Genomic DNA, 26902 nt, shown 5'->3' with positions numbered 1-26902 from the left:
ATTTCTCACCCCGGTTTATTGTTAGTCTAGAGCTATTTTTTCGATATCCATTACCTCGGACATTAAGACTGCGATGTGAGCTAATAAGGCCAGTCGATTATTTTTTAATTCAATGTCATCAACCATAACCATTACATTATCCAGAAAAGCATCAATATATTTCTTTAATTCGACCAGTAGATAAAATCCTTTTTGATACTGACCAGAAGTAAAATATTGATTTATATTTGCTTTCCTCTGATTAAATGCTTTATATAGTTCTTTTTCTTCTTCTTCAACTAATAATCCTGCATTTATCTCCATTTTATTTTCAGCTTTATCACTGATATTTTTAGCTCGAACCAGCCCGCGAATTAAATCAACAAATAAATCAGGGTTTTCAGATCTAAATTCCATTAATTTATGAGCTCGCTGATAAAGATCAAGTAAGTTTTGATCATTAATATCAATTACTGCGTTGATAATATCATATCTAACATCTTCTTCAGTCAGCAGATTTTCTAATCTCTGCTTAATAAATTCCTTTAATTCTAAAATTGCAGAATCAATATTATCAGGATTTATAGCAACTATATCCATTGAAAACTTAATTATTTCTTCAATATTAATTGCCAGATCCCTGGATAAAATAATTCTTAAAAGCCCTGTAGCCTGTCTTCTTAGAGCAAAAGGATCCTGAGATCCACTCGGAATATTACCTAAAAGAAAATGACTGCTTAAATTAAATAATTTTTCTGCCATAGCAAGTACAGTTCCACTTTTTGTCTCTGGTAATTTATCTCCAGCAAATCTCGGCAAATAATGTTCAAAAATAGCTTCTGCTGTTTCTTTATTTTCACCTTCTAAAAGAGCATATTCTTTTCCCATTAATCCCTGAAGATTGGCAAATTCATTTACCATTTCTGTAGCAAGATCATTTTTGCAAATTTCAGCTGCTCTTACTGTCATTTCTTTTTGATCCTTATTATAATTTAAAAGTTCAGCCAGCCTGGCTGTAATCTGCTGCAGTTTTTCCACTTTTTTATAAACACTACCTATATCTTTCTGAAAAACAATATCTTTAATATCCTTACTTCTATTTAAAAAACCATATTTCTGATCTTCAGCAAAGAAGAATTGAGCATCATCAAGTCTACCTTTTAAGACCATTTCATTACCAGAAATTACCTCATCAAGATATTCTTTTCCCCCGTCACGAACACCAATAAATTGGGCCTGCAGTTTATTATCTTCAGTCATCACCGGAAAATAACGCTGGTGTTTCTCCATAGCAGTAATTAAAACTTCAGCCGGCAGTTCTAAATATTCTTCAGCAAAAGTTCCTTTAAATGCTGTTGGAAACTCTATTAAATCAATAACCTCAGCCAGCAAAGAATCTTTGATAACTGCCTGTGCAGTTAGATTAAGATTTGAAATCTGTTTCTTAATTAATTCTTTTCTCCTGTCCTGTTTAACAATAATTGATGCAGATTCTAAAGCAGAAAAATAATCTTCAGCAGAATTGATCTCTACCTTTCCCTCACTCAAAAAACGGTGTCCTATACTATAATTGGCACTTTTGACACCTGCTAGCTCAAGATCAAGTTTTTGATTGCCAAATAAAACTAATAACCATTTAATCGGGCGGATAAACTCCATCTGAATACTGCCCCAGCGCATTGCCTTTGGTAGAGGTACCTGATCCACAATCTTTTCTAAGATATTAGCTAAAATAACTGCTGTCTTTTCACCTTTTTCTACTTTTTCAGCATAAAGATAACCATCTTTCTCTACCAGGTCCTCTACAGCTACTCCCTGTCCTCGAGCAAATCCTTCACCGGCTCTGGTAGGATTCCCATCATCATCAAAAGCAATATTTACTGCCGGACCACGAACAATATCCCGCTGATCTTCCTGCTCTTCCGCTAAAGCATCAACAGCAAGCACAAGTCTTCTTGGGGTAGAATAAACATTCATTTTATCATATTCTAAATTATTATTATCAAAAATAGCAGCTGCTGTTTTTAAATAATCTTCTCTAAATCTCTGCATGGAAGCAGCTGGCATTTCTTCAGTTCCAATTTCAAAAATTAAATTTTTTGCCATCATTATCACTCCTGCTCTCCTGAGTTTAAATAACTGGCCGCACATTGATGAGCCAGTTTTCTAACTCGCTTGATAAATCTAGTTCTCTCTGTTACACTAATTGCTCCTCTGGCATCCAGAAGATTAAAAGCGTGGGAACATTTCAAAGTATAATCATAAGCAGCTAAGGGTAGTTCGGCTGCCAGTGAATTTTCTGCTTCTGCCTCGTAAATATCAAATAATTTAAATAAGTGGTCAATATCTGCCACTTCAAAATTATACTTAGACTGTTCAACCTCATTTTGATGATAAATATCATGATATTTAACACCTTCTACCCAGGTTAAATCATATACATTTTCTACTTCCTGTAAATACATAGCTATTCTTTCCAATCCATATGTTATTTCTACTGTCACGGGATCTGCTTTAAATCCCCCAACCTGCTGGAAATAGGTAAACTGGGTGATTTCCATCCCATCCAACCAGACTTCCCAGCCAAGACCCCAGGCTCCCAAAGTGGGAGATTCCCAGTTATCCTCTACAAAACGAATATCATGCTTTTCAGGTTCAATCCCCAGAGCACGCAGACTATCTAAGTAAATTTCTTGAATATTATCAGGGGAAGGTTTCATAATTACCTGATACTGAAAATATCTCTGCAGTCGATACGGATTATCACCATAACGACCATCAGTAGGACGCCGACAGGGCTGAACATAAGCAGTATCCCAACCCTCCTCACCCAGGGAACGCAAAAAGGTAGAAGGGCTCATTGTCCCTGCTCCCACCTCTATATCGTATGGCTGTTCAATAACACACCCCTGATCACTCCAAAATCTATCCAACGAAAAAATAATTTCCTGGAAATTCATAAACACACTTCCTCTCGTACTCATTTTAATAATTTTCACTAAAATAAAACCTTATCCTTCAGGACAAGGCTCAAATTTAATTAACTATTCATTTTCCTTATTGTATAAAGAAATGCTAATGATTTAGGTTTCAAATCAAGATGATAAACCAAAAATTTTTCTGTCAGTTGATTTAATTTTTCTGTAATCTGATTAGGAAAACTTTCAGCTTTAAGTTGAGAAAACTCTGCAAAAATTATTTTATAAAGAGCTCTCATTTCGTTTAAATTGAAAAAAACATTTTTAAAATCATTTTTATTAAAGCAATTTTGACAGATTGAACCGCCCTCTTCTACACTAAGTGGGGTTGATCCCTTAAGATTTATTTTTTCTCCACAGATTGTACAGGTCTCAATCTCAGGTTTAACCCCCAGCAAAAGTAGTAATTTAGCTTTAAAGACTGTCAGATAAAATAAAAGCTCTTTCTTTTCCGCCTGAGCCATTTTTTCTAAAATAAGGGCTAAAAGAGAAAAAAGAGCCTGATCAGCTTCATCTTCCAGGCCGGCCCGCTCTACATATTCGGAAACAACACTGGCATAAGCCATATAGTCTAAGTCTTCTCGCAATCTAGAATTCATTGCTATAGACTCGATATGATTTATTTTAGCCAGTGATTTTCCCTGATATAAAGTAAAATTATGATAACTAAAGGGCAGTACAAGTCCGGAACGAGTTTTTTTCCCCTTCCGGGCTCCTCTAGCAACTGCCTTAATTTTACCTCTTTCTCTGGTATATAAAGTAATCAGACGATCTGACTCACCTAAATCAAACTGTTTTAAGACTACTGCTTCTGTCTCAAAAGTTGCCACTTAATTCAACTCCCGTTTATTCCTCATCATCTGTTACTATTGTTACACCTGAACTTGCTCCAATTCTATTTGCGCCTGCATCAAGCATCTCTAAAGCCTGTTCAAAGTTTTTAATGCCACCAGACGCTTTAACTCCGACATCTCGACCAACAGTTTTACGCATAATACTTACATCTTCAACACGAGCTCCATAATCACCAAAACCAGTTGAAGTTTTTACAAAATCAGCTCCTGCTTCTTTTGCAATTTCACAGGCTTTAACTATTTCCTCTTCATCCAGAAAACAGGTCTCCAAAATAACTTTTACTATAATATCAGAACTTACACCTGCTTTTTTAGTTGCATCTACAACCGCCTTAATATCAGCTTTGAAAATCTCATAGGCACCTGATTTAAAGGCTCCAATATTCATTACCATATCAATTTCCTGGGCCCCATTCTTAATTGCATTTCTGGTTTCATATGATTTAACTTCTGTAGTATTTGCTCCCAGAGGGAATCCAACTACTGTACAGACCTTAACTGAACTTTCTTCAAGCAATTTAGCAGCCAGAGGAACATATATAGGATTTACACAAACTGATGCAAATTCATGCTCTTTTGCTTCCGCACATAATTTTTTAATATCGTCCACAGTTGCTGTTGGACTTAAATTTGTATGGTCAATCATTTTAGCCATATCACGAGGTTTGATCGCCATTTTTAAAACCACTCCTTAAATTCTTATATTTTTGCTTTATCAATATTTATATTCTACAAACTTTGTCATAGTCCTGCAATAAATTTATTTATAACCCATTCTTTTGAGGAGATTATCTTTCTCACGCCAGTCCTTTAATACCTTTACCCAGAGATCCAAATAAACTTTAGTCTGCATTAAATCTTCTATTTCTTTTCGGGCTGCCTGGCCTATTTTTTTTAACATTTTACCATTTTTACCAATAATAATACCTTTATGAGATTTCTTCTCTACATAAATATTGGCTCTAATATAATAATCATCATTTTTTCTTTCTTTAACTTCTTCAACTAAAACCGCCACCCCATAAGGTACCTCTTCTCTGGTCAGATAAAAAATCTTTTCCCTGATCATTTCTGCAAAAACAAATCTTTCTATTTGGTCAGTTATCATATCTTCTGGATAATACTGAGGACCTTCAGGTAATTTAGAAAATATCTGTTCCAGCAAATTATCAACATTTTTATTATTCAGAGCAGATATTGGTATAACCTGCTTTCCAACTTTTTGACTGTAGTTTTTCTGCCTTTTTATTAATTCCTTATTTGAAATTTTATCAATTTTATTCATTACATAAATAATTTCCTGGTTACTATTTTTTATTTGCTCATAAATTAACTGGTCATTTTTCCCCCAGTAAGTACTGCCATCTAAGATGAAAATAATAACATCAATACCGTCAAGGCTATTATATGCTTCATCCAGCATATATTTATCAAGCTCATTTCGGGGTTGATGTATTCCCGGGGTATCAATAAAAATAATTTGTCCATCATCTTCAGTGTAAATTGCTTTAATACTATTTCTAGTTGTCTGAGGTCTGGGAGAAATTATATTAATTTTTTCTCCTACAAGACTATTCACCAGAGTTGATTTACCAACATTAGGTCTGCCTATAACTGTTACAAAACCAGATTTATAACTCATTATCTTTCTCCATTGAACTGTCCGAAAATGCTCCCGGAAGCAGTTCTGTACTGGTCATAGTTATTTCTTTACCTGTTTCTGTCATCATAATTATTTCAATATCTCCATCAGCAAACTCATTAATAACCTGACGACAGGAACCACAGGGAGGTACCGGTTCCTCAGTAGAACTTACAATTAATACAGCTTCAATTTTTCTATGACCCTGAGAGACAGCTGAAAAAATTGCCGATCTTTCTGCACAGTTAGTTAAACCATAAGCTGCATTTTCTATATTAACTCCTGTATATATCGAACCATCTTCAGTTAAAATAGCTGCTCCCAGTGGAAATTCAGAATAAGGAACATAAGCATTCTTTTTAGCTTCTGCTGCCTTTTTAAACATTTTTTCTTTAATCTCTTTTTTCATTACTACCACCTCACAAAATTACTTTAAATCAATGTTTTAATAACTAATAAGTAACCTCAGTACTATTTGGGACTACCTGAATCCAGGTCTGTCCTCTGTTGAGCTCAATTTCTTCACCAGCAGTATTAAAATATGTTATTTGATTATCATTATTTTCCCAGCTGCCTTTAATTACAAGCCCGTCTCTAAACAATTTCATTTTGCCGCCAGATTTTAAATCAATATCCTGACGTCCTTCCCGGTCTTTAGTAGATGTCTTAACATACTGAACTATAATATTTTTGGCTTTTAACTGATCACCATTTTCTACAAGATGCGGATTATCTCTGCTATTTAAAAATCTTAAATAATTATTTTCCAGACTGTTATATTCATAAAGAACCTTATAAGGTCCCCAGTAATCAATACTTATATTTTCTGCCTCCTCAAAATCACTAACTACAGAGGCTGTTAAAAAATTAAACTGTTCTGGGTATTCTTTCTCAGCCAGATTGTCCAAATAGTTTTTCAGGGGTTCTTCACCTGAGTATAAATTATGTGGAGCACTTCTTTTACTGCTTCGCCAGAAATACTGGCTTTTATATAACTGATCCAGATGTAGAATATCGTTAACTGCCAGGATGGCAAATCCATCAGGACTGGCTCCAGCATGTAAAAATACGGCATCATATGATTGAGCTGTTTTAACCAGCGCTGGTCTGGCACTTCTAATCGGACCAATTTTTTCTGGTACCTCCGGCCAGAAAATCGCCAGAAATCTAGTAATCCCTCCCTCAAGCATGAACTCATAAACTAATTTAGCTTCATTTAACCCACTCTGGGGGCGGGCAGCTGGCGAGTTTTCAATTGAGACAGCTACAGCTCTTTTATAGTAATTTTTAGTAATCGGAAGCCCTGTAAAAGGCGAAACAGCATTATAATCATTCTCTGTTATCTGTTTTTCTTCCGGGGTCTGAGCTTCATATTCTTTTTCAATATTTTGGATTTCCTCTTTCAGGTCATCCTGACTTAAATTCCCCTGCTGTTTAATATCATCTTCTGTCTGCTGTGGTTGTTGTACTTTCTCTGAACTACAAGCTGTAAATAAAAGCAGTGCTGACAGCAGCAAAATTAGTAAAATATATAACTTCGACTTCATCTTCTCACCCCAAAAATTATTCATCATCTTCAATTTTTAATTCCTTTTCACTTATTAATTTAATTTTTCTAATTCTATTATCGATAATACTTTCAATAACAAATGTTACATCTTCCAGTTCCAGTTTTTCTCCCTGTACAGGCAGTCGATTTAAATAATATAAAACCAAACCACTTACTGTTTCGTAGTCATCACTTTCAGCCAGAGGCTCTTTTAAATAATTATTTAATTCTTCAATATCAACTCTGCCATCAAGCAGTAATTTATTGTCATCAATCACTTCAATATAACTTTTTTCTAAATCAAATTCATCCTGAATATCACCAACAATCTCTTCTAGTAAATCTTCAATAGTAATTAAACCGGATGTACCTCCATATTCGTCCACTACAATTGCCATATGTTCTTTTCTGTCTTTCATTTCTGATAATAATTGGTTAATTGGTTTCCCTTCTGGAATAAAATATATTGGTTTAACAAACTCCTTAATATCTACATCTTTCTTTGGCTCCAGCAGCAATTCCAGCAGGTCTTTAATATAAATTAGACCTACAATGTTGTCAATAGATTCTTCGAAGACTGGAATTCTGGAATGTCCTTTTTCAACACCCATTTTTATTAATTCTGTTAAATTAGCATTTTTTTCTATACAGACCATATCAATTCGTGGAATCATAATTTCTTTTACCAGAGTATCATCAAAATCGAAAACACTCTGAATCATCTCCTGTTCCGTTTCTTTGATTACACCTTCTCTCTGACTTACATCAACAAAACGTCTGATTTCTTCTTCACTTAAAAAAGCAGAAGAAATTAAGCTTTTATCTTTAACAAAAAGATTAACTATTTTAGTAAAAAGATAGATAAAAGGTGATAAGATGATTTCAAGATAATAAAGAGGAGCTGCAGCAACTTTGGCGTAATCAATAGATCTATTATTACCCATAGATTTAGGAGTGATTTCTCCAAAAACTAGGATTAATAAAGTTACTACACCCGTTGCAATCCCAACACCTTTACTCCCAAATAATTCAATAGAAAGTGCTGTCGCTATGGAGGAAGCAGCAATATTAACAAGATTATTACCGATCAAAATAGTTGTTAATAATTTAGTCTGATCCTGCAATAATTTATCTACTTTTGCTGCATGTTCATCTCCTCGTTGAACTTTTTCCTTAATTTTAATTCTATTGACAGACATAAATGCTGTCTCAGAACCTGAAAAAAAGGCAGATAAAAATATTAATATAAATAACGATCCTAATTCTAAATACATTATTAATTCCTCCACAGTCACCAAAATTATTATATACTAAAATAATAAAAGACTATAAATGTAATTATAATACCAAGTATTGCCCCCAACAAAATCTCCTTAAAGGAATGTGTACCAGCCTCCAGACGACTCTGTGCTGTTAAAAAAGCCAGAACAGAAGCTAAAGAAAGAGCAATTAAACTTTTGGTCAGAAACCAGATAATTAATACTGAAGAAGCCGCCAGAGCTGTATGCCCACTGATAATTCCTCCTTTAAGTGGGGTGCCACTACTGAAAATTGATTTAATAATAATAACCAGGATAAATATTAATGATAGGTTAATAAAAATTAAATGCAGTGGTTCATGGCGAATATTAAAAATAAGATTTAATGATAATTCCTGGGCTTTATTAAAAAAAACAAGGTAAGCAATAAACAAAGCATTTCCAGCCGCAATAACAACAGAAGCAGCACCTATATTTTTTGCAATCCGGGCTTTAAAACTATACTCCTGACTTATGATATCAATAATAACTTCTACAGCTGTATTTATTAACTCAGCAAAAATAACAAAAGAAATAGCAATTATTACAAGCCCCAGCTCTATTCTGCTCAAATCAAAGAAAAGACTAAAAGCCAGTACTAAAATTGCAGCTGTTAGATGAATCTGCATATTACGCTGAGTCCTTATGGCATGAATAAAACCTGCGATTGCATGATTAAAACTATCTATAGTTTTTAAAATCCACATTTATTACACCTAATCTCTGCTAATACCCAGCTGAGTTAAAACTCTCTCTTCTTTTTGGCGCATTTCTTTTTTCTCTTCTTTACTATGATGATCATAACCAAAAAGATGCAGCATCCCATGAACAGTTAAATAAGCAAGCTCTCTTTTCAAAGAGTGACCATACTCATCCGCCTGCTCAAGAGCTCTATTTGCTGAAATTATTATATCTCCCAACATCTCATCATCTATTGGAAAAGAAAGTACATCAGTAACTTCATTTTTATCTCTATAGTCATTATTTAAATCCTTAATTTGCTGGTTACTCACAAATGCAATACTTACTTCACCACCACTGTAACCTTCTAGTTCAGCAGCCGTTATAATAACTTCTTCTAAAAGTTTTAGCATCTCCTGGCTGATTTCAATTTCATCCTGTTGATCATTAAATTCTACATTAATCACTATTATTACCACCCTTCATTTCTTTCAAAAGTTTCTCTGGATACTCCACACGCTGGTGATAAATACCGGTTAGTACCTTAACAAAGCTTTTTACAATTGTATCTAAATCACTGAGGGTTAGATTAGATTGATCAAGCTGATTTTCTATTAATTTATCCTTGACAAGACCTCGTACAAAACCTTCAATTCGATCATGATTGTTTTTATTAAAGTTTTTAGATCTAATTGCCGCTTCTGTAATATCTGCCAGCATAATTATTGCTGCTTCCTTACTCTGAGGTTTAGGACCATCATAGCGAAAATCTTTCTTTTCAATATCATCATGTTTATTGTCCTGTAAAGCCTGCTGATAAAAATAAGAAATTAAATTTGTTCCATGATGCTGTTTAATTATATCAATTATTTTAGCAGGGAGTCCATTTTCTTCAGCCATTTCTACACCATCTTTAACATGGGACTTAATTATAAGTGCACTAAGATTAGGAGAAGTTTTATCATGAGGATTTTCTCCCCCAAATTGATTGTCCGAAAAAAAGTAGGGCCTTTTTAGTTTACCAATATCATGATAATAAGCAGCAGCTCGGGCTAATAATGAGTCTGCTCCCACATCCTCAGCAGCTGTTTCCGCCAAATTACCCACTATTACACTATGGTGATAAGTGCCAGGTGCTTCGACCAGCATTCTTTTTAAAATTGGCTGACTGGGATTAGATAATTCCAGTAATTTTACAGAACTTGTCATATCAAATAAATCTTCAAGATAAGGCAGTAAACCATTTGCAAGCACCCCAACTAAAAGACCATTGACAATTCCACCCCCAATTGACCAGATCAGATATGTCCAGTCCTGATTCTGCTGCAGCAGTGAAAGTCCTCCAATTAAAAATACCAGAATAAAACTAACATTTAAACCGGCTCTTATAATATCTCCTCTTTCTTTAACTTTAGTAACACTAAAAATACCAATTAAACCGGCCAGAAAGGAAGTAAGAACTATATTAAAATTCATATCATAAACCGGAGCAACTAATAAACTAATAAATAGAGTTGTAATTAAAGCCGTATCACTACTAATCAGAACTGTCAGCAGTATAGACGCCATTGCTGTAGGAACCATAAAATCAACAAATGGGTTCTGAAACAGAGTCATTATTTTAGCAAAGAAAACTACAATTAAAATTAACAGTTCAATTAATAAAAGCTTACTGTTATCCTGCCAGACTTTTTTCTGATATTTATAAAAATAAAAGCCAAGCAATAAAACTAGAATAAAACTAATAATAATTCTACCTGTTATATTATAATAATTAATTCCACCTTTTTGTAAACCCAGTCTTTCTAAAATATCAATGTCAGATTCAGTAACTACATCACCCTTACGAACAATGATTTCACCCTGTCTCACTGTTTTTTCTACAGCTTCGACTTCAGATATTGCTTCCTGCCTTCTGCTGGCAGTCGCCTCCTGATTCAAAAACATATTTGCAGCAATAACTGATTCTGTAACTTCAGCGAGAGCAAGTCGTTCTCTTCTGGAAATGTCCATTTCCATTGCACTCTGTCGGAGTTCTTCCCTGGCTGAAGCAAGATCAGATGGTAAAATTCTGCCTTCTAGTTTAGTCTCTAAAAGATCAAGAGCTCTATTTTTAATTCCCAATAATTTTTCATTATTAAGAGTTATTAAAACTGCTAGACTTTCGCGACTAAGATCATAATCAATTTCTCCCCTGACCAAATCAGCAATTTCAGTAATTTCTTCCTGACTAAATTTTTCGATTTCAGCTGCTGTGAGATTATTTTCTTTGTCAGCTGCAGTCTGTTCACTATCAGCATTACTATTTTGAGCAGTACTTTCTTCATTAATAGTAATTTTATTATAGTAAAAAAACTCTCTTTTGTCATTGATAGCTTTAAATAAGTTATTTACTTTTTTTAATACATCTTCTTCTACAGTGCTGTCTTCTTCATATACTCGAGGTGCAGCATCTGCTGCCCGCTGTCTCAGCTCTGAAGTCCTATTTCTATCAATAAAAGTAATAGTTCTGGGCGCTGTAATATCACTCTGGCTTACCTGTCCAGATCTTAGATCAACCTGATTAGGAATCAAGTCCAGACTCAAAATCAGAACAACCAGAACAAAAAAGATCACTGCCCAGATGATTTTATAGGTATTTGTGGAAAAATCAAGATATTCTTTTCTCCAATTGCGGAGTCTGACTCTTAATTTTTTCATAAATTTCATTTTTAGTTCCCACTTTCATAACTTTCATATGCTTTTATGATTTCTTTAACCAGATCATGTCTGACTACATCGTGCCTGCTTAAATAAACAAAATCGATACCTTTAATATTCTTTAGTATTTTCTGAACAGTAGCCAGACCCGAACGCTTTTTACTTGGAAGATCAATCTGGGTTATATCACCTGTAATTACAGCTTTAGAGTTAAATCCAATTCTAGTTAAAAACATTTTCATTTGTTCTAAAGTTGTATTCTGAGCTTCATCCAAAATCACAAAAGAATCATCAAGAGTTCTTCCTCTCATATAGGCAAGAGGAGCCACCTCTATAATATCTTTTTCCTGATACAATTTAGCTTTTTCCGGTCCCAGAATATCATAAAGGGCATCATACAATGGTCTTAAATAGGGATCAACTTTTTCCTGCATATCCCCAGGTAAAAAACCCAAATTTTCGCCGGCTTCAATTGCAGGTCTGGTTAATACAATTCTATTTATTTCATTGTTTAAAAGACTTTTAACCGCCATGACCATTGCCAGATAAGTTTTCCCTGTACCAGCAGGACCAATAGAAAAGACAATATCTCTGTTTTTAATTGATTCTAAATACAGTTTCTGACCTACAGTTTTAGCCTTAATTTTTCTACCTTTATAATTTTCAAGTATAACTTCATCATAAATTCTATTTAAATCTACAGCCGGATTTCTTTTTAAAAGTTCAGCTGCATATTTAAGCTTCCTTGGTGAAAGTTCTTCATTTTTTTCTGTCAAGGAAATTAATTTTTTTATTATTTTTTCTGATTCTTTAAGTTTACCATTATTCTTTATTTTAATTTGATTACCTCTGCCATTCAATTTTAAAGATAATATCTCCTCTAAAAGTTTTAAATTCCGATCATTATGGCCGAAAAAATTCTGTGCAAGTTGATAATCATTTATTTCAATTATTTTTTCTTTTTGACTCAAATTATAACTCCTCCTTAATACTTTTACTTATTTATTATATCATATTTATTTCTTTAAACAAATTTAGCGAAAAAACTGCAGCCGGAGGGAGGCCACAGTTTTGAAGAAGATTTAGAATTAATCTCTCTTTAAAGCTTTTGGTTTAGATAAAATTTCATTATAAATCACAGCTTTTTCTACCTCATTATACCGGGCAAATATTTCACCCAGAGAGCTGTTTTTTTTCTTAAATCTTTTTTTCTTATGCATCTGCATCTGCTCTTTTGCACCTGTCTGACTTGATTTTTTATGAGAATTATTCTGCTTTAAATCAGTTTTTGACTTTCTCATAATCTTTTCTTTATTCTCAGCTAATGATTGCTTTTCAGCCTCTGCAATTCTAGTCTTTACTTGATCCTGATCATAGTCTTGCTCAACCTGAGTGCTGCTTTTTTTTGTTTCCTGATCAGCATTTTCAATTGTCAGATCAAAGTTTTTACTAATAAAACCAAAGACTTTTTTAAATAAAGAAAAAATCTGAAAGATAATAAAAAAGAATATTATTAATGAAGGAAGCACAAAAATAAGATCTCCCAAGTTTCTTCACCTCCAGCATTGACGACATTTTAAAAATTAGTTACCATTCTGATTTTCATTTTCATTTTCCGAGGCTTCGGAAATACTTGTTCTCATTTTTGTATCAGACTCTACATTTTTCATTTTCATATAGTCCATTACTCCCATATTACCTTTTTTAAGTGCTTCGGACATTGCCAGCGGTACTTCTGCCTCTGCCTCTACAACCTTAGCTCTCATTTCCTGAACTCTAGCTTTCATCTCCTGTTCTTCAGCTACAGCCATCGCTCTTCGCTCTTCGGCTTTTGCCTGAGCTATTTCCTTATCAGCTTCCGCCTGATCAGTTTGCAGCTGAGCACCAATATTCTTACCAACATCAACATCAGCAATATCAATAGATAAAATCTCAAAAGCAGTTCCCGAATCAAGTCCTTTATCTAAAACAGTCTTAGATATCGAATCAGGGTTTTCAAGTACTTTTTTATGTGATTCTGCAGAACCTACTGTAGTAACAATCCCCTCTCCAACTCTTGCCAGAACAGTTTCTTCACCAGCTCCACCTACAAGACGATCGATATTTGCTCTTACTGTTACCCTTGCCGTGGCCATCACCTGTATTCCATCCATTGCCACAGCTGTAACAACTGGTGTCTGAATAACCTTTGGATTAACACTCATCTTTACAGCTTCTAAAACATCTCTTCCTGCTAAATCAATTGCTGCAGCTCTTTCAAAAGTAAGATCAATCTCCGCTCTCTGAGCAGCAATCAAAGCATCAACCACCCGATCCACATTACCTCCGGCCAGATAGTGCGCTTCTAGCTGATCACTACTTAACCCTTTGCCCGCCTTATGAGACTTAATCATCGGGCCAACAATTGAAGAAGGAACAACCCTTCTTAAGCGCATCCCAATTAAATTAAAAAAGCCAACCTTAACTCCAGCAGCAGTTGCTGAAATCCACAAACCAATCGGTATAAAATAAAAAAATAAAACAAAAAATAATATTAAAGCAACTAAAATTAAAATTGAAAAAATCTCCATTATTTATTCCCCCTCTGATATTTCCCTGACAACAACTCTTGAACCAGAAACAGAAATCACCTTTACTTTTTTACCTTTTTCTATAAAAGCTCCTTCACTGACAGCATCAACTCTTTTCCCAGCAATCACTATTGTACCAGCAGGACGTAACTTAGAAAGTGTTTTAGCTTCCTGATTCAAATAATCTGTTTTTGAACTTGAAGAATAATAGTTTTCAGAATTACTTTCTAAAGAAATTCGCTTCCAAAAACGGCTACTACCAAACTTTTTAAACATTAAAACTGCTATTACCAGAGTAACTAAAATCACTGCCAATAAAACATTAATTGCAATTGTCGTATTGGGAAAAATAAAAAACAAACTAACTATAACTGCTGCAATTCCAGTTATACCAGCAATTCCAAAGCCAGGAATAATAAAAATTTCTGCCAAAATCAATATGATTCCAATGATAAATAAGATTACAATCCCGGTTCCTATTGATCCAGTAAAAATATGGCTCGCAAAAAAGACTAATAAAGCAAGTATCCCTATAGTACCTCCAAGAGCAAAACCAGGAGTCAGAGCCTCAAAAATCAAAGCAGAAAAAGCAATAATTAAAACCAGTGAACTGATATACGGGCCGCTGATAATACCCATAATAACTTCCAGAGTAGTCTTTTCGACAGTTTTAATATCACTTAAATTAACTTTCTTAATCACTGCAACATCAGCCAAAGTAGAAGCACTAAAATCTGCAATCTGATATTTAAGGGCTTCAGCTGCCGTTAGAGTTAAAAGTTTATCTTTTTCTATCAAATCATTAATTTCAATTGAAGAATCAACCATTGCTTCAGCAATTTGAGGATTTTTATTTCTTCTTTCTGCTGTAGCTGCAAATTCTTTCCTTAAAGCAGAAATATACTTTTCTTCTTTAGGCCTTGTTTCGGCAGCTCCAATACTTGCAGAAGGAGAAATAAACATTTCCTCACCCGCAAGAGCAATCAGGGCAGCAGCAGACCAGGCTCTTCCACTGACAAAGGTAACTACTTCTCTATCCGATTCTAAAATTCGATCTCTAATTTTAAGGGCAGGGTCCACATAGCCACCAAGAGAATTGATTTCTATAATTATAAATTCTGCCCTCTCTTTTTCAGCCGCAGTCAAATTTTTATTAATAAAAGCATATTCGGCATTATTAATTTCACCATCAATTTTTAGGTGGATTACTTCCGCTTCGACTGCAATCGTATAGAAACTAAAAATCAACAATAAGATTAAAAAAAATATAATTTTTCTTTTCATCTGCTGACCTCCCTTAAAGAGGGATAAAGAGGGGAATTACCCCTCTATAAAAAATTCAACTTTTTAATTAGCTGCTTAATTTTTCTTTTACTTTTGCACTAACCAGAGAGCCGTCAGCTTTTCCCTTAATCCTGGGCATAATGGCTCCCATAACTTTTCCCATATCAGACATGTTTTCAGCACCAGTTTCTGCAATAACTTCTTCTACAAGTTGATCAATTTCCTCTTCTGACATCTGCTCAGGCAAATATTCCTGCAGTATTTCAATTTCCTGATGTAATTTTTTTATAACATCTTCTTTTCCCGATTTTTCAAAATCAGAAAGAGAATCTTTAATCTGCTTTACCTGCTTTGCAATCACAGCAGTTACACCCTGGTCATCTAATTCTTCGCCTGTTTCAATTTCTTTATTTTTAATCTCAGAACGAGTCATTCTAATAACTGAAAGTCTGGCTTTATCTTTTTTCTTCATTGCCTTTTTCATATCTTCTAATAATTGTTCTTTTAATTCACTCATTTTAACATCTCCAATCTTATTACATAAAACGTATTTGATAACTTATTATAAACCAGTATTTCCTAACATTATCTTCTTTAACCAGGAGGCCACTGCAGAGTACGTCCACCTAACAGATGAAAATGAATATGAAAAACGGTCTGACCACCATCATCACCACAGTTACTTACAAGTCTATAACCTGAATCAGCTATCCCTTTTTCAGCTGCCATTTTTTTAGCTACCTGATATACATGACCAATTAACTCGTTTTCACTTTCTTCTAAATTATTTAAATCAGCAATATGCTTTTTAGGAACAATTAATAAGTGAACAGGTGCCTGAGGATTAATATCTTCAAAAACTACCAATTTATCATCTTCATAAACAAAATCAGTATCCATTTTACCTGCAGAAATTTTACAAAATAAACAGTCTGTCAAAACAACCCCTCCTTTAATCTTCACTTAAACAATAAACTTTAGCCAATAATCTTATCAAAACCCTGACTATTAACTATATTCTCTTAAAAGAAGAATATTCCTGCTAATCTATTATTTTTCCCAAAATATGATAAGAATCAAAAGTTTCTGCCAGTTTCACTTCAACAAGTTCATTTTTAAGTTTATCAGGTCCATCAACTAAAACTTTTAGATAATTATCAGTATAACCAGTTAGTAAATTGGTTTGATGATCTCTGACCTCTTCAATTAAAACTTCTTTTTTTTCTCCCAGGAATTTTTTTTGATAATCAAGCATTAAAGCCTCATTAACAACTCTCAACTCTTTACTGTATTCTGTTACAAGATTTCCATTTAACTGCTCCATCTCCGCTGCAGGTGTACCTTCTCTAGCTGAATAAGGAAAAACATGGACTTTAGCAAATCCGATCTCTTTTACTAGATCTAAAGTTTCTTTAAAAGTTGTCTCAGTTTCCCCGGGGAATCCAACAATCACATCTGTAGTTATTGCTAGATTAGGAATGCGTTTCCTGAGTTCAGCTACAGTTTCCTTAAATTCTTTAACTGAATAAGGTCTCTTCATAGCCTTTAAAATTTTGTCACTGCCACTCTGCAGGGGTAAATGTAAATGAGGACAGAAAATATCTTCTTTAGAAATCAAGTCCATCATTCCGCTATCAATCTCTGTACCTTCAATTGAACTTAACCGTACCCTTTGAAGTTCATCGATTTCAGTCAAAATCTGCATTAGTTCGGTTAAAGCCTGAGAATTCCCTTTTTCACTACCATAAGCCCCAAGATGGGTACCGGTTAAAATAATTTCTTTTACTCCTTGCTTAGTTAATTTTTTAACTTCTGCTACAATGTCTTCTTTTTTTCGACTGCGGACTGGACCTCTAGCATAGGGGATTATACAATAACTGCAAAATTGATTACAGCCATCTTCAATCTTAACATTGGCCCTGGTAGTATTAGAAAGACGTTTTAAGTTTAAATCTTCATAATCTCTGAGCTGCTTATATTCTTTAACTTTAGTATCAACATCTCTACCGGCTAACATTTCTTCAGTTTTATCCAGAATTTTTGCTTTGTTATTACTACCCATCACCAGATCAATTTCTTCTATTTCGCTGACCTCATCTGGAAACGCCTGAGTATAGCAGCCAACAATCGCTACTAAACTACCAGGAGAGCGTCTTTTAGCTCGACGAGCGATCTGTCTTGTTTTGCGAGCAGCCTCATTGGTTACTGTACAACTGTTAACTATATAAACATCTGCCTCTTCTGAAAAATCTACAATCTGATAACCGCTGTCTAAAAATATATCTATTACAGCTTCTGTTTCATACTGATTTACTTTACAACCTAAGGTATAAAAAGCTGCTTTTTTAATCATTTTTTAATCACCAAGTTCACCTTTCTCATATAAAATTGCTGTTAAAGCAGCAATACCTGCAGTTTCTGTTCTTAAAATTCTTGGCCCCAGGCTGATAATTTCTGCTCCCAGTTCAGTTTTGAATTTCTCAACTTCTGACTCAGAAAAACCTCCCTCAGGACCAATAATCAGCAAAATTTTGGCATCCCGCTTAACATTATTATCTTTAAAAAATTGTTTAATAGAATAACTGGTTTCATCTTCCCATAAAACTAAAATATAATCAAATTTTTCCTTTAAGTCCTTAAGATTATCTGAACTACAAAAATCTTTGATTTCTGGAATCACAGATCTTCCTGACTGTTTTGCTGCTGCTTCAACAACTCGCTGCCAGCGGCTCTGTTTTTTATCTTTTTTCTTATGATTATATTTTACTATAGTTCTTTTGCTTTCTAAAGGAATTAAACCGGCAAAACCAATTTCTGTTGCTTTTTCGACTATTAAATCCATTTTGCTCTTTTTGGGTAAGCCCTGAGCCAGCCAGACCTTAATTTCTGATTCGACTTTTGATTTTTCTTTAGTTAAAACTACAAGTTCGGCCCCATCATCATTAAAATTAATTATTTCTGCTTTCATATCAAAACCATTACCATCAGAAAGAATAACCCTGTCACCTATATTTAGGCGCAGGGAATTTTTTAGATGGTTATAGTCATTTCCAGAAATAATTACTTTCCTTTCAATTTCAGTACTCTGATCTATAAAAAATCTATGCATTTTTTTCACTCCATTATTGGAATTTAAATATTAATTGCATCTTTTATTTTTTTTAAGAAACTTTTATGCTCCGGATTTATTTCTTCACCACTAATTTCTGCAAATTCCGCCAGCAATTCCTTCTGTTTAGCATCTAAGTCTTTTGGAATCATAACTTTAACCTTAATATACTGATCACCACGACCATAACCATTAAGATGCTGAATACCTTTGTTTTTGAGTCTAAAAGTTGTGCCCGGCTGTGTTCCCTCAGGAATATCAAACTGAACCTTCCCCTCTAAAGTAGGTACTTTAATTTTATCACCAAGGGAAGCCTGAACAAAACTTATTGGAACCTCACAGTAAAGGTCATCTCCTTTACGATCAAAGATTTTGTGGTCCTGAACATCGATTACAATATATAAATCACCTGCAGGCCCACCTTTTTCTCCTGCCTGTCCTTCTCCAGACATTCTAAGTCTGGTTCCTGTATCAACACCAGCTGGAATATTAACAGTTAATTTGCGCTGTTTACGCACCTTACCTGAACCATTACATTTATGACAGGCTTCTTCAACTATTTTACCATCTCCACCACATTTGGGACAGACTCTACTCTGAGTAAACTGACCAAAAGGAGTTTGTTGACTGCTGCGCACCTGCCCCTGTCCATTACATTCCGGACAGGTTTTTACATCTGTTCCCGGTTCAGCACCACTGCCATTACAGTGATCACACTCTTCCTCCCGGGGGATTCTAATTTCCTTTTTGCCACCAAAAGCAGCTTCTTCAAACTTGATTTCAAGTCTGTACTGTAAATCAGCTCCGCGGCGAGGGCCATTACGTCTGCGACCTCCCATACCACCGCCAAAACCAAACATGTTAAATAGATCATCAAGTCCACCAAAACCACCCTGAGCAAAGTCGTCAAAATTAAAGTCCTGATCATTAATTCCCGAATGTCCGTATTGATCATAACGTGCTCTTTTATCCGGATCACTTAAGATTTCATAGGCCTCAGAAATTTCCTTAAACTTATCTGAGGTATCTTTATCCTGATTCATATCAGGATGATATTTTTTGGCCAGCTTACGATAAGCTCGCTTAATTTCTTTTTGATCGGCATCCCGGTCAACACCGAGCAGCTCGTAATAATCTTTTTTTGCCATTTTAGAATCACCTCTCTAAAAAAGAAAGAGAAAACAGTTATAGGGAGAGGCCTACTCTCCCTAAACTGAAACGTCTTTCCCCTTACTCACTAATAATAATTATTGTGGGTTTTTAAACTATCTGATTTATTTTTCTTCGTCTTCTTCTACTTCTTCAAAGTCTACATCTACTGTATTATCGTCAGCTTCGGACTGTGACTGTGGACCTGCCTGTCCTGCTCCAGCTTGAGCACCGGCACCAGCAGCTCCTGCTCCAGCTTGAGCTCCTTCTGCTTGAGAGTATAATTCAGAACTTAATTCTGTCAGTTCATCAGTTAAAGCTTCCATTTTTTCTTTGATTTCTTCAGTTTCAGCATCTTCATTATCTAATACATCTTTAAGCTCGTCCTTAGCTGCCTCAACTTTCTCCTTAATAGCAGAATCAACTTTATCTCCTGCTTCATCTAAAGTCTTTTCTGTCTGATGGACTAAAGCATCAGCTTCATTGCGAGTTTCTATCTTTTCTACTCGTTTTTTATCTTCTTCAGCATGTTCTTCAGCATCTTTTACCATATCTTCAATTTCTTCGTCAGATAAACCACTTGTTGACTTAATAGTGATCTTCTGCTCATTACCTGTTCCCTTATCTTTAGCAGCTACATGCACAATACCGTTTTTGTCAATATCAAACTCTACTTCGATCTGAGGCACTCCACGTGGTGCAGGTGGAATATCTGTCAGCTGGAAACGTCCCAGAGTCTTATTATCTTTAGCCATCTTTCTTTCTCCCTGCAGAACATGAATATCCACACTTGACTGGTTATCGGTTGCTGTGGAGAAAATCTTTGATTTTGAAGTAGGGATTGTAGTATTTCTATCAATTAACTTGGTAAATACTCCACCCAGTGTTTCAATACCTAAAGACAAAGGTGTAACATCCAGAAGTACTACATCATCTACATCACCAGCTAAAATACCACCCTGAATTGCAGCACCAACAGCTACAACCTCATCAGGATTAATACCTTTATGTGCATCTTTGCCAATTAATTCTTTAACAGCTTCCTGAACAGCAGGAATTCTGGTAGATCCACCAACTAAGATAACTTCATCTATGTCAGATTTATCCATACCAGCATCTTTTAACGCTTTACGAGCTGGTTCCATTGTCTGTTCAACTAAATCGCTAATTAAACTCTCAAATTTTGCTCTGGTCAGATCAATATCTAAATGTTCGGGACCTTCATCAGTCTGAGTAATAAATGGCAGATTAATATTGGTCTGTTTTACACTTGAAAGTTCAATTTTTGCTTTCTCAGCAGCGTCTTTTAAACGCTGTAATGCCATCTTATCTTTCTTTAAATCAATTCCAGTTCTATTTTGAAATTCCTCTGCCAGATAATCAATAATTCTCTGATCAAAGTCATCTCCACCTAGATGGTTATTACCATTAGTTGCAATAACTTCGAAAACTCCATCTCCGATATCAAGAATTGAAACATCAAAGGTACCTCCACCAAGGTCATAAACTAGAATAGTTTCTTCTCCCTTATCATCAAGACCATAAGCTAAGGAAGCCGCTGTAGGCTCATTAATAATTCTTTCTACTTTTAGGCCAGCAATTTTACCGGCATCTTTTGTTGCCTGACGCTGAGCATCACTAAAATAAGCTGGAACTGTAATTACAGCTTCTTCTACTTCTTCACCTAAATACTCTTCAGCATCTCTTTTTAATTTCTGTAAGATCATCGCAGAAATCTGCTGAGGATTATATTCTTCCTCATTCAGTGTTACTTTATAATCAGATCCCATGTGTCTTTTGATGGAAGCTACTGTCTGATCAGGATTAGTTACCGCCTGACGCTTAGCATGCTCACCAACAATTCTTTCCCCTTTTTTAGAATATGCTACTACAGAAGGAGTAGTTCGAGCACCTTCCTTATTTGGAATAACGGTTGGTTCTCCACCTTCCATTACTGCTACACAGGAATTAGTTGTTCCTAAGTCAATACCAATTACTTTACCCATTTTATATTCCTCCTTATAAAATTGTTGTCCAAATTTTTTAAACAAAGTTTAAATTAAAACAAAATTTATTAAAAAGTTAAAACTTTATTTTATCCGGCTACTTTAACCATCGCCGGTCTAATAACTCTATCATCAAGGGTGAACCCTTTTTGAACTACCTCAACAACTGTCCCTTCTTCAAACTCTTCACTTTCAACTCTCATAATTGCTTCATGGTACTCAGGATTAAATTCTTCACCTTTAGCTAAAATTTCTTCAATACCCTGATCAGCAAAAGTTTTTAAAAGCTGATTATAGATCATCTCGACCCCTTTATAAAAATCACTTTCACTCTCTTCTGATTTTAAAGCCCGCTCAAAATTATCAATAACAGGCAGCAAACTTGCACATAGTTTGATTTTACCACGCGCAGACATCTCAGCTTTTTCGCGCTGACTTCTCTTGCGATAGTTCACAAAATCAGCCTGCAAGCGCTGTAATCTGCTCAGTAAATCATCTATTTCAGCATCCATTTCTTCAATTTTTTTATTCTTCTCTTTTACTTCTTCAATTAATTCTTCCCGGGAAAGTTCTATTTGGATCCCGTCAAGTTCTTCAAATTCTTCAGTTTTGCTTTTTTCATTTTCTTCTGCCTGAACAGTTTCTTCAGTATCCTGTTCTTTGTTTTCTTCTTTTAATTCATTATTTTCTTTTTCTCTGTTCATAATTATCACCCACTAGCTTTAGAAATTAATTTACCCAAAATATCTGATATAACATCAACCGATGAAATAACACGCGGATATTCCATTCGGGTGGGACCAATAACTCCAATTTTTCCAACTGCTCGATTTGAAATATAATAAGTTGCTACAACCAGTGAGCAGTTTTTGATATCTTCAACCTCATTTTCCTGGCCAATCTTAATTTCGAGATCAGAACCAGAAATACTGTTAATGATTTTGTTAAGCATTTCCTCTTGATCAAGCAGTCTGAGCATTTTTTTTACCTTTTCTAAATCATTAAATTCAGGCTGTTCTAAAATATAGGAGGTACCCCCCAGATAAACTTTAACTCCACCTGGTTCAAATGCACCTTCAAACTCATTATAAAACTGTTTAAACAGGCCAACAGACAGGTCCAGCCTGGCCATTAGTTCTTTTTCTACTTCTTTTAAATATCTAGTATCCAGATTAGCAAGTAATTTATTTTCCAGCTTTTCACTTAAAAATTTATTAAGATAGGAAATTTTACCCGTGGATAAACTCTGATCCAGATTGATAATTTTATTATTAACCATTCCAGCATCAGTTACCAGAACTAAAAGCAGCGAATTATCTGCCAGCTGCATAATTTCAACTTTTTTTAAACGGCTCACCTGACTCTTAGGCTCACTAACCATAGCAGTATAATGAGTCATATTTGAAAGCATTTTTGCCATACCAGAAATTATATCCTGTACATCCTGAAGATCCTGATACAAATTTTCTATATTTTCGATTACACCAGGGGCCTCATTCTTTTCTCTGCTGACAATCTGATCAACATAATAACGATAACCCTTATCAGAAGGCACTCGACCAGCAGAAGTATGAGGCTGTTCTAAATAACCTAAATCTTCTAGATCAGCCATTTCATTTCTGATAGTTGCAGGACTTACATCCAGATTATATTTTTTTGCAAGTGTCCTTGAGCCAATCGGAGATGCAGAAATTATGTGTTCCTGAATGATGGCCTGCAGTATTCGTTTTTTCCTTGGATCTAATTCTTCAACCATCATTTCTCACCTCTTTTTTTAGCACTCAATTAAGGAGAGTGCTAACAGCTAATAATAAAATAACATATTGATTTTTTTTTGTCAAATTATAATTCAATTTAGTCCAGCAAAAATTTCAAAAAAACTTCATTTGCCAATTCTTTTCCCTTCTCTGTTAAATAAATACGTTCATTTCCCTCTTTAATTAATTTACTTGACTTTAATTCTTTAATCTCATCTTTATATACTAATTTAAACTCTAGATCAAATTTACGATAAAATTGATGATAAAATATGCCTGCTGAGGTTCTTAATGCCAGAAATGAATATTCAGCCATTTGTTCTTTCTTACTGAGGCAGTTCAAATTTCTAATTTTAATTTCTGGATTAGGATTAAATTTTTTTACCGAATCTAAAAGCTGATTATTTTCAATTATTTCTTTAAAACTTAATTTTTCCGGATTATAATATTTAAGATAATGATTTAAATCAGCTATATTTTCTGATCTACAACTGCCATCAAAAGCAGCCGCCCCTGGTCCTAGTGCTAAATAAGGCTCAAATAACCAGTAAATATAATTATGACGAGCTCTATAAGCTCTCTGAGCAAAATTTGAGATTTCATAGTGTTGATAATCAGCAGCAGTTAGTTGTTCTAAAGCAAACTCATACATCTCTGCATCCAGTTCTTCTGCCGGTAATTTGAGTTCACCTCTATTATAACGCTTATAAAATGGTGTGTTTTCGTGTATTTCCAGGTTATATAAAGAGATGTGAGGAGGTTTAAAACTTAACAAAGTTTCCAAATCTTTTTTTAACTCATTTAAAGTCTGATTGGGCAAAGCAAAAATCAGATCAGCACTATAATTATTGAAATAATTGTTAACTAAATTTAATATCTTTTTATTCTTTTCACCACTGCTTTCTCGTCCCAAAAAGCTTAAATGATGATCATTAAAACTCTGAATTCCTACACTTAATCTGTTAATTCCGGCTCTTTTCAAAGCAACTATTTTTTCTTCATTAATAGAAGCAGGGTTTACTTCTGCAGTAATTTCTGCAGTTGGAGTGACCCTAAATCTCTTTCTTATCAATTTGATCATTTCTTTAATATAAAATGGAGGCACCAGAGAAGGAGTCCCACCACCAAAATAAATTGTCTGCAGTAAATTATTATCTACTTTTTGAGATAATTCTTCCAATTCCATAAAAAGGGCGAACCAGTAAAGGTCCACCCTTTTTTTCGAATATTTAACTGAATAAAAGTCACAGTAAGGACATTTACTGCTGCAGAACGGAAAATGAATATATAAAGCATTTGCTTGCTTAAAACTTAAATCAGGCATTTTCATCCCTCTCTAAAACTGTCATAAATGCTTCCTGAGGAATTTCTACACTTCCAACCTGTTTCATTCTCTTTTTTCCTTCCTTCTGCTTTTCTAGTAATTTTCTTTTACGGCTGACATCTCCACCGTAACATTTCTGCAGAACATTTTTACGCATAGCAGGAATATTAACTCTGGCAATAATTTTCCCACCAACAGCAGCCTGAATTGGAACTTTAAACATATGTCTTGGTATTACTTCCTTTAATCTCCTTACCAGAGCATTCCCCTGTTGATATGAATTTTCGTCATGTACAATTGTAGAAAGAGCATCAACGACCTCTTTATTTACCAGAATATCAAGTTTGACCAGCTTTGATTCTTTATACCCTTCTAACTCATAATCTAAGGTTGCATAACCCCTGGTCTTTGATTTTAACTGATTAAAAAAATCAGTAATAATTTCACTTAAAGGCATTTCATATTTTAAGGTAACTCGATCTTGATCTATATACTGCATGTCTTTAAAATCACCCCGATTATCCTGACAGAGCTCCATTGCCTGACCAACATATTCTTCCGGCAGATGAATCTCTGCAGTTACAAAAGGTTCCTTAATTTTATCAATTTCGCTTTGTTCGGGAAAAGCTGCCGGATTTTCTATTCTAAGTTGCTCACCATTCTTTTTGATAATCTGATATTCAACACTGGGAGCGGTAATTACAAGATCCAGATCATATTCTCTTTCCAGTCTTTCCTGTATAACCTCCATATGCAGCAGCCCTAAAAAGCCACAGCGAAAGCCAAAACCAAGCGCCTCAGAGGTTTCGGGCTCAAAAGTAAAGGATGCATCATTTAACTGTAATTTTTCTAAAGCTTCTTTTAATACTTCATAGTCAGCATTGTCAGTCGGATAAAGTCCGCTGAATACCATCGGCTGTACTTTCTGATAACCAGGAAGAGCTTTTTTAGCTGGATTATTTTTTAAAGTAATTGTATCTCCGACCCTGCAGTTTCGAACATCTTTAATCCCTGAAATAATATAACCGACCTCACCTGAACTCAATTCGTCTTTTTTCTGCATAGCCGGGCTAAAAAATCCAACCTCATCAACCTCATAACTTTTTTGATTGGACATTAATAAAATTTTATCCCCTTTTTTAACCGAACCCTCCATTACTCTTACATAAGCGATTACTCCCTGGTAGGAATCATAAAGAGTATCGAAAACCAGAGCTCTTAAAGCTTTGTTTTCCCCGTTGTGAGGTGCTGGAACACGCTCAATAATGGCTTCTAGAATCTGATCAATATTGGTTCCCTCTTTAGCACTGGCTAAAATCGCCTCATCCGGATCTATTCCTATGTCTAAAAGCTGCTCTTTAACTCGCTGAGGATTGGCGGACGGTAAATCAATTTTATTAATAACCGGAATAATTTCTAAATCATGCTCTAAGGCCAGATAAATATTGGCCATAGTCTGTGCCTCCACACCCTGAGCAGCGTCAATTACTAAAAGAGCTCCCTCACAGGCAGCCAGAGATCGAGAAACCTCATAGGCAAAATCAACATGGCCAGGAGTATCAATTAAATTTAACTCAAACCCCTGATGCTCAATAGTTACTGCTTGAGCCTTAATTGTTATCCCTCTTTCTCTTTCTAAATCCATTTTATCTAAAACCTGTTCCTGCATTTTACGGTCTGTAATAGTTCCTGTATATTCTAACATACGATCAGCAAGAGTTGATTTCCCGTGATCAATATGAGCAATTATGCAAAAATTTCTTATTTTTTCAGTCTGCAAAAAAACTTCCTCCTTTTTTGAATCATTTTGCTCTAACCAAAATATATTTACAGCAATTTTATTATATTATACTTGGCTCTATTAATCAATTCTCTTTTTAGGCTGCCTTAATTAAGATAGATATCTTTAAACTCTTTTAACCTGGGACTGATTTTTTAAATTTAACTCTTGCATTTTAAAGAACAACATGTTAAAATTGAAATGTTGCAAATTAAGTCTGAGAGTATAAATACTTACATTTA

Annotated in this window: 25 protein-coding genes; all 25 read right to left on the bottom strand. The window is 34.7% G+C overall.

All coding sequences use genetic code 11. The features are described 5' to 3' along the window. Positions 1-21: 21 nt before the first annotated feature. The 25 genes from glyS to lepA all read right to left on the bottom strand — a co-directional run bounded on the left by glyS (position 22) and on the right by lepA (position 26660). Positions 22-2085 (bottom strand): glycine--tRNA ligase subunit beta, encoded by a 2064-nt coding sequence (glyS, locus tag BW929_RS06615; RefSeq protein ID WP_076544621.1) that lies wholly within the window; start codon positions 2083-2085, stop codon positions 22-24. Positions 2086-2090: 5 nt separating this feature from the next. Beyond that, positions 2091-2939, bottom strand: coding sequence for a glycine--tRNA ligase subunit alpha (glyQ, locus tag BW929_RS06610; RefSeq protein ID WP_076544580.1), 849 nt, complete (start codon positions 2937-2939; stop codon positions 2091-2093). 80 nt (positions 2940-3019) lie between these two features. Beyond that, positions 3020-3787 carry a DNA repair protein RecO gene (gene recO / locus BW929_RS06605; protein ID WP_076544579.1) on the bottom strand — a complete coding sequence of 256 codons (768 nt, stop codon included), beginning with the start codon at positions 3785-3787 and terminating at the stop codon, positions 3020-3022. Between the two features lie 16 nt (positions 3788-3803). Then, the gene (gene deoC / locus BW929_RS06600; protein ID WP_076544578.1) at positions 3804-4487 is read right to left on the bottom strand and encodes a deoxyribose-phosphate aldolase; all 684 of its coding nucleotides are present in this window, start codon (positions 4485-4487) and stop codon (positions 3804-3806) included. A gap of 84 nt (positions 4488-4571) precedes the next feature. Continuing rightward, on the bottom strand, positions 4572-5453 hold the full coding sequence (gene era / locus BW929_RS06595; RefSeq protein WP_076544577.1) for a GTPase Era: 882 nt from the start codon (positions 5451-5453) through the stop codon (positions 4572-4574). Then, entirely contained in the window at positions 5443-5862 is a 420-nt protein-coding gene (locus tag BW929_RS06590; RefSeq protein ID WP_076544576.1) for a cytidine deaminase, read from the bottom strand. Before BW929_RS06590 ends, era begins: the two co-directional genes overlap by 11 nt. 43 nt (positions 5863-5905) lie before the next feature. Beyond that, positions 5906-7000, bottom strand: coding sequence for a DUF3048 domain-containing protein (locus tag BW929_RS06585; protein WP_076544620.1), 1095 nt, complete (start codon positions 6998-7000; stop codon positions 5906-5908). A gap of 16 nt (positions 7001-7016) precedes the next feature. Then, entirely contained in the window at positions 7017-8276 is a 1260-nt protein-coding gene (locus BW929_RS06580; RefSeq protein WP_076544575.1) for a hemolysin family protein, read from the bottom strand. 29 nt (positions 8277-8305) lie between these two features. Further along, the gene (locus BW929_RS06575) at positions 8306-9007 is read right to left on the bottom strand and encodes a diacylglycerol kinase (protein ID WP_076544574.1); all 702 of its coding nucleotides are present in this window, start codon (positions 9005-9007) and stop codon (positions 8306-8308) included. A gap of 9 nt (positions 9008-9016) precedes the next feature. Then, complete coding sequence (gene ybeY, locus BW929_RS06570) at positions 9017-9448, bottom strand: rRNA maturation RNase YbeY (RefSeq protein ID WP_076544573.1); 432 nt, start codon at positions 9446-9448, stop codon at positions 9017-9019. After that, the gene (locus tag BW929_RS06565) at positions 9441-11690 is read right to left on the bottom strand and encodes an HD family phosphohydrolase (protein ID WP_076544572.1); all 2250 of its coding nucleotides are present in this window, start codon (positions 11688-11690) and stop codon (positions 9441-9443) included. The genes ybeY and BW929_RS06565 overlap by 8 nt, the downstream gene beginning before the upstream one ends. A 2-nt stretch (positions 11691-11692) precedes the next feature. Further along, positions 11693-12652 carry a PhoH family protein gene (locus tag BW929_RS06560; protein WP_076544571.1) on the bottom strand — a complete coding sequence of 320 codons (960 nt, stop codon included), beginning with the start codon at positions 12650-12652 and terminating at the stop codon, positions 11693-11695. 117 nt (positions 12653-12769) lie between these two features. After that, positions 12770-13228: a hypothetical protein gene (locus BW929_RS06555; RefSeq protein ID WP_076544570.1), complete on the bottom strand. Its 459-nt coding sequence runs from the start codon at positions 13226-13228 to the stop codon at positions 12770-12772. Positions 13229-13264: 36 nt separating this feature from the next. Beyond that, positions 13265-14251 (bottom strand): flotillin-like protein FloA, encoded by a 987-nt coding sequence (floA, locus tag BW929_RS06550; RefSeq protein ID WP_076544569.1) that lies wholly within the window; start codon positions 14249-14251, stop codon positions 13265-13267. Positions 14252-14254: 3 nt separating this feature from the next. Next, positions 14255-15535, bottom strand: coding sequence for an NfeD family protein (locus tag BW929_RS06545; RefSeq protein ID WP_076544568.1), 1281 nt, complete (start codon positions 15533-15535; stop codon positions 14255-14257). A gap of 67 nt (positions 15536-15602) precedes the next feature. After that, entirely contained in the window at positions 15603-16052 is a 450-nt protein-coding gene (locus BW929_RS06540) for a GatB/YqeY domain-containing protein (RefSeq protein ID WP_076544567.1), read from the bottom strand. Positions 16053-16129: 77 nt separating this feature from the next. Continuing rightward, positions 16130-16474 (bottom strand): histidine triad nucleotide-binding protein, encoded by a 345-nt coding sequence (locus tag BW929_RS06535; protein ID WP_076544566.1) that lies wholly within the window; start codon positions 16472-16474, stop codon positions 16130-16132. A gap of 103 nt (positions 16475-16577) precedes the next feature. Then, positions 16578-17888 carry a tRNA (N(6)-L-threonylcarbamoyladenosine(37)-C(2))-methylthiotransferase MtaB gene (mtaB, locus tag BW929_RS06530; RefSeq protein ID WP_076544565.1) on the bottom strand — a complete coding sequence of 437 codons (1311 nt, stop codon included), beginning with the start codon at positions 17886-17888 and terminating at the stop codon, positions 16578-16580. A 3-nt stretch (positions 17889-17891) separates the two neighbouring features. Then, on the bottom strand, positions 17892-18644 hold the full coding sequence (locus tag BW929_RS06525) for a 16S rRNA (uracil(1498)-N(3))-methyltransferase (RefSeq protein ID WP_076544564.1): 753 nt from the start codon (positions 18642-18644) through the stop codon (positions 17892-17894). 23 nt (positions 18645-18667) lie between these two features. Continuing rightward, a complete protein-coding gene (gene dnaJ, locus BW929_RS06520) occupies positions 18668-19792 on the bottom strand; it encodes a molecular chaperone DnaJ (protein ID WP_076544563.1) in 1125 nt (374 codons plus the stop codon). A 126-nt stretch (positions 19793-19918) separates the two neighbouring features. Beyond that, positions 19919-21799: a molecular chaperone DnaK gene (dnaK, locus tag BW929_RS06515; protein ID WP_076544562.1), complete on the bottom strand. Its 1881-nt coding sequence runs from the start codon at positions 21797-21799 to the stop codon at positions 19919-19921. 89 nt (positions 21800-21888) lie between these two features. Then, positions 21889-22503, bottom strand: a complete 615-nt coding sequence (gene grpE / locus BW929_RS06510; RefSeq protein WP_076544561.1) for a nucleotide exchange factor GrpE — start codon at positions 22501-22503, stop codon at positions 21889-21891. Between the two features lie 5 nt (positions 22504-22508). Then, complete coding sequence (gene hrcA, locus BW929_RS06505; RefSeq protein WP_076544619.1) at positions 22509-23555, bottom strand: heat-inducible transcriptional repressor HrcA; 1047 nt, start codon at positions 23553-23555, stop codon at positions 22509-22511. A gap of 98 nt (positions 23556-23653) precedes the next feature. Then, entirely contained in the window at positions 23654-24880 is a 1227-nt protein-coding gene (gene hemW / locus BW929_RS06500) for a radical SAM family heme chaperone HemW (RefSeq protein WP_076544560.1), read from the bottom strand. Next, complete coding sequence (gene lepA / locus BW929_RS06495) at positions 24873-26660, bottom strand: translation elongation factor 4 (RefSeq protein ID WP_076544559.1); 1788 nt, start codon at positions 26658-26660, stop codon at positions 24873-24875. The genes hemW and lepA overlap by 8 nt, the downstream gene beginning before the upstream one ends. Positions 26661-26902: the final 242 nt, after the last annotated feature.

The organism is Halanaerobium kushneri, from assembly GCF_900156285.1.
Taxonomy (GTDB): Bacteria; Bacillota; Halanaerobiia; order Halanaerobiales; family Halanaerobiaceae; genus Halanaerobium; species Halanaerobium kushneri.
Note: the sequence above shows the minus strand (reverse complement) of the source record. Positions and strands in the feature narration are given on the sequence as shown.